A 7,855-nucleotide genomic window follows, 5' to 3' on the forward strand; every position below is an offset into this window, starting at 1 on the left:
GTTTTGATGGTGAAATGGCGGATAAGACTACAAAGAGGGAACATATGAAGGCCACTAAAACCCTTGTTGTTGTTCTGGCTTTGGCCAGTGTATCCGCGTGCGGCCTGATCAGGCCGTCAGAAGACCGGCTTCTGTTCGATGGTCAGGCGTTCCGGACCAAGGCCAAAGCTGTCGACAAGAAGAAGTCGCCCGCTGACTTTACTGTGGTCGTCAAAGGTGTGTCTGCGTCATTGGATGGCGCGCGCGAGGCCGGGCGCCACGAAGGTACGAAGTTCTGTGTGCAAAACTTTGGGTCGTCGCGGATCAATTGGAAAGTGGGGCCGGACACGGAACCGCAACAGCTTACCATCGCGGATGACCAACTTACATTTGCAGGAACCTGCAAACGCCCATGATGACCAGTGTTTTTGCATATCACGACGGGGCGCGTTTGGGGTTATTGCCTAGCAGACGCGCATCCCTTCGTCTTGGAGGCTCCAAGACGAAAGGAAATCCCATGTCATATGCAAAAACAATCGCTTTGGCTGCCTTGATGGCTGTTCCTACGGCGGCAGAAGCCAAGCCGCCCTTGAGGGATGTCAAAGAGATCGACAATGAACTCTATTACATCGCCATCGCAAACGAGATTTCGGAATACTGCCCCTCGATCAGCGGGCGACGATTGAAAGCGATCAGTGTGATGTGGGGGCTGCGCTCCAAAGCGAACGACTTGGGATACACAGACCGGGAAATCCGGTCTTATGTCGAGTCGGACGCGGAAAAAGACCGCATGCGCGCCAAAGGTGAGGCTTATCTGGCCTCAAACGGGGTGACTTATGAGAACCCCACCACGTTTTGCACGCTGGGCCAGAAGGAAATCCAGCGAAACAGCGCCATTGGCGTTTACTTGAGGGCGGATTGACGGATGGGTGTTCAGGTTCTCAGATCCGGAACAGTTGGTGTCGCATTGCTGATGTCATTGTCGGCGTGCGAAACGCCAACCAGCTCTGCGACTGACAACGCTGCCTCTCGGGCAGAGTTTCGCGCCGAACTGCCACCGGAACTGTACGACTTTGCGTTTGCCGCTGCTGTGGCTGAACAAATCGCCGGTGAATGCCGGTCGATCAAGTTCAATCGGCCCGAGGCGCAGGCGCAGATGAAAACGCTGGACGCCGAGCTCAAGGCCAAGGGCTATCAAGAAAGCGACATACGCTATTTGGCAGATGCCATTCCGCGCAAGCGTGCACAGGACGACCTAATCAAATACATCCAGCAAAGCGGTGTTGTCGTGGGCGAGCCCGACACGTTCTGCGCAGCTGGCGAACGCGAGATTGCCAACGGCACCCGGATCGGTGCATTCCTGAAAGGCTAACGAAATCATGTCTGACCTCCGCAAGATCAATATCGACGGGCAGGAAATCGAAGTCGAAGGCGCGATGACCCTGATCCAGGCTTGTGAACAAGCCGGGGTCGAAGTGCCGCGTTTTTGTTACCATGAACGTTTGTCAATTGCCGGGAACTGCCGGATGTGCCTGGTCGAAGTAGTCGGCGGCCCGCCGAAACCTGCGGCCTCGTGCGCGATGCAGGTACGTGACCTGCGTCCGGGGCCAGAAGGTCAGCCTCCGGTCGTCAAGACAAACTCGCCCATGGTCAAAAAAGCCCGTGAAGGCGTGATGGAGTTTCTGCTGATCAACCACCCGCTGGATTGCCCGATTTGCGATCAGGGCGGTGAGTGCGATTTGCAGGATCAGGCTATGGCTTATGGTCTGTCGGGGTCGCGCTTCAAAGAAGCCAAGCGTGCTGTGGACGATCTGGATCTTGGCCCGCTGGTGGGCACGGCGATGACGCGTTGCATCAGTTGTACCCGCTGTGTGCGTTTCACGACTGAGGTCGCCGGGATCACGCAGATGGGTCAGACCGGGCGGGGCGAGGATGCCGAGATCACCTCGTACCTGAACCAGACGCTAGAGTCGAACCTGCAGGGCAACATCATCGATCTGTGCCCGGTTGGGGCGCTGACGTCGAAACCTTACGCCTTTACCGCTCGCCCATGGGAACTGACCAAGACCGAGAGCATCGACGTCATGGACGCCCTTGGTTCGAATATCCGCGTGGACACCAAAGGGCGCGAAGTGATGCGCTTCCTGCCGCGCAACCATGATGGCGTGAACGAAGAGTGGATCAGCGACAAGACCCGCTTTGTTTGGGATGGCCTGCGTCGTCAGCGCTTGGACAAGCCCTACATCCGCGAAAACGGTAAGTTGCGTCCGGCGTCGTGGCCCGAGGCGCTGACCAAAGCTGCTGAGGCGCTGAAAGGGGCCGAAAAGCCTGCTGGGATCGTGGGTGATCTGGCCTCGGTCGAAGCGACCTTTGCTTTGAAGCAGATGATCGAAGGGCAGGGCGGTGTTGTCGAATGCCGCACCGATGGGGCCAAGCTGCCTGCTGGCAACCGTGGGGCTTATGCCGGGACCGCTACGATTGAAGACATCGATTCGGCTGAACGCATTCTGCTGATCGGGACCAATCCGCGCGATGAAGCTCCGGTACTGAACGCGCGGATCCGCAAAGCCTGGGCGCACGGGGCCGAGGTGGCTTTGGTCGGTCCGGCAGTAGATCTGACCTATGACTACCATCACATGGGCGATGATCGTGCGGCCTTGCAGAAGGTCGTCGATATGGGTGGTGATGACGCCATCAAGGGTAAAGCATCGCTAGTGATCGTGGGGCAGGGCGCCCTGCAAGAAGCGGATGGTGCTGCAGTATTAGCATCCGCGCAAGCCATTGCGGCCAATACCGAAAGCGGGCTTTTGGTATTGCACACAGCAGCCTCTCGCGTGGGTGCAATGGATGTAAATGCAACCAACGAAGGTGGCATGGATGCGGTCAGCGCTGCCGACGTGATTTATAATCTCGGCGCCGATGAGGTTGAGATCGGCGAAGGCGCGTTTGTCATTTATCAGGGCAGTCACGGAGACCGTGGCGCACACCGCGCCGACGTGATTCTTCCGGGCGCGGCCTACACCGAAGAAAACGGCTTGTTCGTGAACACCGAAGGACGCCCGCAAGTGGCGATGCGCGCCGGTTTTGCACCGGGCGAAGCCAAGGAAAACTGGGCAATTCTTCGGGCATTATCGGCCGAATTGAGCGCGACACTTCCATTCGACTCACTTGCGCAATTGCGAACTGCACTCATTGAGGCTGTGCCGCATCTGGCCCGGATCGATGAGGTGATCGAGAATGAGGTTCAACCGCTCGATGCAGCGCCGCTGGGTCAGGCCACGTTCCGCAATGCGGTCAAGGATTTCTATCTGACCAACCCGATTGCCCGTGCGTCGCAACTGATGGCCGAGCTTTCAGCGCAGGCACAGGCGCGTCGGACTGGAAAGATCGCGGCGGAATGAGCCGGAACCGTTTCATATTACAAGTAAAGGCGGCTGCCGGGTGGCAGTTCGCCGCGCTGGATTTGTGTGTGAAACTGAAGATTAAGGGTGGCGCTGAAGCGGCAGATGCTGTTTACACCAACGCGCCGACCCAGTCGCACTTTGCGCAGGCACCTGGCCTTTGCATCGCGTGCGGAAAACGGAATACCCACGGTGTGAGGACCAATGGCTGATTTCTTTAACACCCCAGGCGGAATAGCCATCATCATTCTGGCGCAAGTGCTTGCAGTTGTTGCGTTCGTGATGATCTCGCTGTTGTTCCTTGTTTACGGCGACCGCAAGATCTGGGCGGCTGTCCAGATGCGTCGCGGGCCAAACGTGGTTGGCGCCTACGGTTTGCTGCAATCGGTGGCCGACGCGCTGAAATATGTGGTCAAAGAGGTCGTCATCCCGGCGGGGGCGGACCGGACCGTCTTTATCCTTGCTCCGCTGACCTCTTTTGTGCTGGCGATGATCGCCTGGGCAGTGATCCCGTTCAACGATGGCTGGGTTCTGTCGGACATCAACGTCGCCATTCTCTATGTTTTCGCTGTGTCTTCACTGGAAGTTTATGGCGTGATCATGGGCGGTTGGGCGTCGAACTCAAAGTACCCGTTTCTTGGGTCTCTGCGCTCTGCGGCGCAGATGATTTCGTACGAGGTTTCGATCGGCCTGATCATCATCGGTGTTATCATCTCGACCGGGTCGATGAACTTTGGTGACATTGTGCGTGCGCAGGACGGTTCGTTCGGCTTCTTCAGCTGGTACTGGCTGCCGCACTTCCCGATGGTCTTCCTGTTCTTCATTTCGGCGCTGGCGGAAACCAACCGACCCCCGTTCGATTTGCCCGAGGCGGAATCGGAACTGGTCGCCGGTTATCAGGTTGAATACTCTGCCACACCCTTCCTGCTGTTCATGGCCGGTGAATACATCGCGATCTTCCTGATGTGCGCACTGACCACGCTGTTGTTCTTCGGTGGCTGGTTGTCGCCGATCCCGGGCCTGCCCGATGGCGTGCTGTGGATGGTTGCGAAGATGGCGTTCTTCTTCTTCCTCTTCGCAATGGTCAAGGCGATCACGCCGCGCTATCGCTATGACCAGCTGATGCGGTTGGGTTGGAAAGTCTTCCTGCCGTTCTCGCTGGCCTGGGTAGTCTTTGTGGCCTTCGCGGCAAAGTTCGACTGGTTCTGGGGTGCGTTCGCCCGTTGGAGCACAGGGGGCTAACGCGTTGGGTATCGATTTCACAGTCTTCTCCAAGCTTGTCGAGTTTTCGACACGGCACTCTGTGGAAGGCCGTTCATTGATGCTGGGCCGTCAGGAATTTGTTCGTCTGCGGCCCCCCAGGATCTTTCAGCGCAAACTGCGCCGAGAGGGACTGGATCATATTCAGTTGGAAGACCTCCAGCAGTCGGATGGCTACAGCGAGACGTTCTTTCGCAAGCTGGGCTTCGGTGAAGTCGAAACTATGGATTTCTCGGACCATGAAGGCGCAACGATTCTTCAGGACCTAAACCGCCCCATTCCGAAAGAGCTTGCGGGTCAATTCGATTTCATCTTCGACGGTGGAACGATTGAGCATGTGTTTAACGTCCCCGTTGCGTTGGAAAACGTGTTTCGCATGTTGAAGCCCGGCGGTCATTTCATCTCGGTGAATGGCCTGAACGGCTGGGCCGGGCATGGAATGTATCAATTCAATCCGGAACTGGTCTATTCGTTCTGGCGTCGGAACGCGGGCTGCGTGGTCAACACGTGCCAGGCGATTCAACGCAGCCATGCCTTCCATCAGGCGATTTTGGATCTACAAGATCCGGCGGATGGAGAACGGCGGATCGACCTGGGCGATGCCCTCCCGGATGGGCAGGTCTATTTGTACTATGAAATCCAGCGCGGTTCCGAAGCGGCTCTCATGGACACGGTTCTTCAAAGTGACTACGAGACGCACTGGCGTGACTACTCCAACGCCGGTGAAACGCGATATGATCAGAAGGTTAGCTCTCTATGACTCAAATCGACTACACCCGCGCCGCCAAGTATTTTCTGCTGCAGGACTTCTGGGTCGGTATGAAACTGGGGCTCAAGTACTTCTTTGCCCCGAAAGCCACCGTGAACTACCCACATGAAAAGGGCCCTCTGTCGCCGCGATTCCGGGGGGAACATGCGCTGCGTCGTTATCCCAATGGCGAAGAACGCTGCATTGCCTGCAAACTGTGTGAAGCGATATGCCCGGCGCAAGCCATCACCATCGACGCGGAACCGCGCGAAGACGGCAGCCGCCGCACAACGCGTTATGACATCGACATGACCAAATGCATCTATTGCGGCTTCTGCCAAGAGGCGTGCCCGGTCGATGCCATCGTCGAAGGCCCGAATTTCGAATTCGCCACGGAAACCCGCGAAGAGCTGTTTTACGACAAGGAAAAACTGCTGGATAACGGCGAACGTTGGGAAGCCGAAATCGCCCGCAATCTGGAAATGGACGCGCCGTATCGATGACTGACAGCCCGACAAATCCGTTCGAGCTGATGATGAAGCAGGCTCAGGACATGGCCAAGGCGATGAACCCGGCTATGGAAAGCTTTTCGCCCAAGGGGTTCGAAGCGCTGTGGCCGACCATGCCTAAAGAGGTCATGGAGATGATGTTCGGCAACACCGTCAACAAAGACGGGCTGGATGCCAAAACCCGCCTGCTGCTGACGCTGGCCGGGCTGACCTGTCAGGGCGCGCAAGCGGACAGTGCCGTGCGCCAAACTGTGCGCCATGCGCTGGAAGCGGGTGCCAAGAAACAAGAGATCGTGGAAACGATCGGTCAGATGTCGGTTTTTGCCGGCATCCCGGCCATGACCCGCGCGCTGGATCTGGCGCAAGAGGTCATGGGCGGCAACGAGGATGAGGATCAATGACCGTCTTTGCCTTCTATCTGTTTGCCATCAGCGCCATTACCGGCGGGTTGTTCACGGTGATCAGCCGCCAGCCGGTGCACTCGGTGCTGTGGCTGATCCTGTCCTTCCTGTCGGCGGCGGGCCTGTTCGTGCTGCTGGGGGCCGAGTTTGTGGCGATGCTGCTGATCATCGTCTACGTGGGCGCGGTCGCGGTGCTTTTCCTGTTCGTTGTAATGATGCTGGACGTGGACTTTGCCGAGCTCAAGGCCGAGATGGCGCGCTATATGCCGTTGGCCCTGCTGATCGGTCTGGTCATCCTGATGCAGTTCGTTATGGCCTTTGGCGCTTGGGACAGCGCGCAGGGTGCGGCGGCCAATCTGGCCCAGCCAGTTCCAGCGGACCGCCATAACACTGAGGCGTTGGGTGTCATCCTTTATGATCAATATTTCCTTCTGTTCCAACTGGCGGGCCTGATCCTGCTGGTCGCCATGATCGGTGCCATTGTTTTGACGCTGCGCCACCGTCAGGACATCAAGCGTCAGGACATCGTCGGCCAGATGATGCGCGACCCTGCCAAGGCGATGGAGTTGAAGGACGTGAAACCGGGGCAGGGACTTTGAGACGATGATCGGACTTGAACACTATCTTACGGTCGCGGCGACGCTGTTCGTCATCGGCATCTTCGGTCTCTTCCTGAACCGCAAGAACGTCATCATCCTGCTGATGAGCATCGAACTGATGCTGTTGGCGGTGAATATTAACCTCGTGGCGTTTTCCAGTTTCCTCGGCGATCTGGTCGGGCAGGTGTTTACGCTGTTCGTGCTGACCGTTGCAGCGGCCGAGGCGGCGATTGGTCTGGCCATTCTGGTCTGCTTCTTCCGCAACCGTGGCACCATCGCGGTTGAAGACGTCAATATGATGAAGGGCTAAGAGAATTATGGAAACCACCATCCTCTTTGCCCCGCTCGTGGGCGCGCTGATCTGCGGCTTTGGCTGGAAGTTCATTGGCGAGAAAGCCGCTATGTGGACGGCTACGGGTTTGCTGTTTCTGGCCTGTCTGCTGTCGTGGATCGTTTTCTTCACATTTGATGGGGTGACGCAGCAGATTGAGATCATGCGCTGGATCGAAAGCGGCTCGTTGTCGACAAGCTGGGCGATCCGTCTGGACCGTCTGACCGCGATCATGCTGATCGTGGTGACAACCGTTTCGGCACTCGTTCATCTCTATTCCTTCGGCTACATGGATCACGATCCGCAGTGGCGCGAAGGCGAAAGCTATAAACCGCGTTTCTTTGCCTATCTGTCCTTCTTCACCTTCGCCATGCTGATGCTGGTGACAGCGGACAACCTGGTTCAGATGTTCTTTGGCTGGGAAGGTGTGGGTGTCGCCTCGTATCTGCTGATCGGCTTCTACTATCGCAAGTCTTCGGCCAATGCGGCGGCGATGAAAGCGTTCATCGTGAACCGGGTGGGTGACTTCGGCTTTGCGCTTGGGATCTTCGCGATCTTCTTCCTGACCGACAGCATCAACTTCTCGGACATCTTCGCGTCGGCCCCAGCACTGGCCGAAGAAAAGCT

The 7,855-nt window shown here is 57.4% G+C and carries 11 protein-coding genes; all 11 read left to right on the top strand.

Annotated features, from left to right (window positions below):
* Positions 1–395 (top strand): hypothetical protein (locus tag AC2FNU_RS22720; RefSeq protein WP_496793020.1); only part of this gene is annotated, 395 nt, incomplete at its 5' end.
* A gap of 101 nt (positions 396–496) precedes the next feature.
* Positions 497–901, top strand: coding sequence for a DUF5333 domain-containing protein (locus AC2FNU_RS22725; RefSeq protein ID WP_496793022.1), 405 nt, complete (start codon positions 497–499; stop codon positions 899–901).
* A 3-nt stretch (positions 902–904) separates the two neighbouring features.
* Positions 905–1,351 carry a DUF5333 family protein gene (locus AC2FNU_RS22730; RefSeq protein WP_496793024.1) on the top strand — a complete coding sequence of 149 codons (447 nt, stop codon included), beginning with the start codon at positions 905–907 and terminating at the stop codon, positions 1,349–1,351.
* A 7-nt stretch (positions 1,352–1,358) separates the two neighbouring features.
* Complete coding sequence (gene nuoG, locus AC2FNU_RS22735) at positions 1,359–3,380, top strand: NADH-quinone oxidoreductase subunit NuoG (protein WP_496793026.1); 2,022 nt, start codon at positions 1,359–1,361, stop codon at positions 3,378–3,380.
* Between the two features lie 204 nt (positions 3,381–3,584).
* Complete coding sequence (nuoH, locus tag AC2FNU_RS22740) at positions 3,585–4,622, top strand: NADH-quinone oxidoreductase subunit NuoH (protein ID WP_171092162.1); 1,038 nt, start codon at positions 3,585–3,587, stop codon at positions 4,620–4,622.
* Between the two features lie 4 nt (positions 4,623–4,626).
* Positions 4,627–5,400, top strand: a complete 774-nt coding sequence (locus AC2FNU_RS22745) for a methyltransferase domain-containing protein (protein WP_496793029.1) — start codon at positions 4,627–4,629, stop codon at positions 5,398–5,400.
* Positions 5,397–5,891, top strand: a complete 495-nt coding sequence (gene nuoI, locus AC2FNU_RS22750) for an NADH-quinone oxidoreductase subunit NuoI (protein ID WP_039524264.1) — start codon at positions 5,397–5,399, stop codon at positions 5,889–5,891. Before AC2FNU_RS22745 ends, nuoI begins: the two co-directional genes overlap by 4 nt.
* Entirely contained in the window at positions 5,888–6,298 is a 411-nt protein-coding gene (locus AC2FNU_RS22755) for a carboxymuconolactone decarboxylase family protein (RefSeq protein WP_171092158.1), read from the top strand. Before nuoI ends, AC2FNU_RS22755 begins: the two co-directional genes overlap by 4 nt.
* A complete protein-coding gene (locus AC2FNU_RS22760; RefSeq protein ID WP_170615376.1) occupies positions 6,295–6,897 on the top strand; it encodes an NADH-quinone oxidoreductase subunit J in 603 nt (200 codons plus the stop codon). The genes AC2FNU_RS22755 and AC2FNU_RS22760 overlap by 4 nt, the downstream gene beginning before the upstream one ends.
* A 4-nt stretch (positions 6,898–6,901) precedes the next feature.
* A complete protein-coding gene (gene nuoK / locus AC2FNU_RS22765) occupies positions 6,902–7,207 on the top strand; it encodes an NADH-quinone oxidoreductase subunit NuoK (protein ID WP_005984024.1) in 306 nt (101 codons plus the stop codon).
* A 7-nt stretch (positions 7,208–7,214) separates the two neighbouring features.
* Positions 7,215–7,855: proton-conducting transporter transmembrane domain-containing protein (locus AC2FNU_RS22770; protein ID WP_496793037.1), on the top strand; the 641-nt coding region annotated here is incomplete at its 3' end.

It is taken from the genome of Ruegeria sp. BHSB064 (assembly GCF_059613205.1).

What these genes read in the sequence shown, in the direction of transcription:
- nuoI (WP_039524264.1), top strand. Translation starts at nt 5,397, where the DNA reads ATGACTCAAATCGACTACACCCGCGCCGCCAAGTATTTTCTGCTGCAG.
- nuoG (WP_496793026.1), top strand. Translation starts at nt 1,359, where the DNA reads ATGTCTGACCTCCGCAAGATCAATATCGACGGGCAGGAAATCGAAGTC.
- nuoH (WP_171092162.1), top strand. Translation starts at nt 3,585, where the DNA reads ATGGCTGATTTCTTTAACACCCCAGGCGGAATAGCCATCATCATTCTG.
- nuoK (WP_005984024.1), top strand. Translation starts at nt 6,902, where the DNA reads ATGATCGGACTTGAACACTATCTTACGGTCGCGGCGACGCTGTTCGTC.
- AC2FNU_RS22725 (WP_496793022.1), top strand. Translation starts at nt 497, where the DNA reads ATGTCATATGCAAAAACAATCGCTTTGGCTGCCTTGATGGCTGTTCCT.
- AC2FNU_RS22730 (WP_496793024.1), top strand. Translation starts at nt 905, where the DNA reads ATGGGTGTTCAGGTTCTCAGATCCGGAACAGTTGGTGTCGCATTGCTG.
- AC2FNU_RS22755 (WP_171092158.1), top strand. Translation starts at nt 5,888, where the DNA reads ATGACTGACAGCCCGACAAATCCGTTCGAGCTGATGATGAAGCAGGCT.
- AC2FNU_RS22760 (WP_170615376.1), top strand. Translation starts at nt 6,295, where the DNA reads ATGACCGTCTTTGCCTTCTATCTGTTTGCCATCAGCGCCATTACCGGC.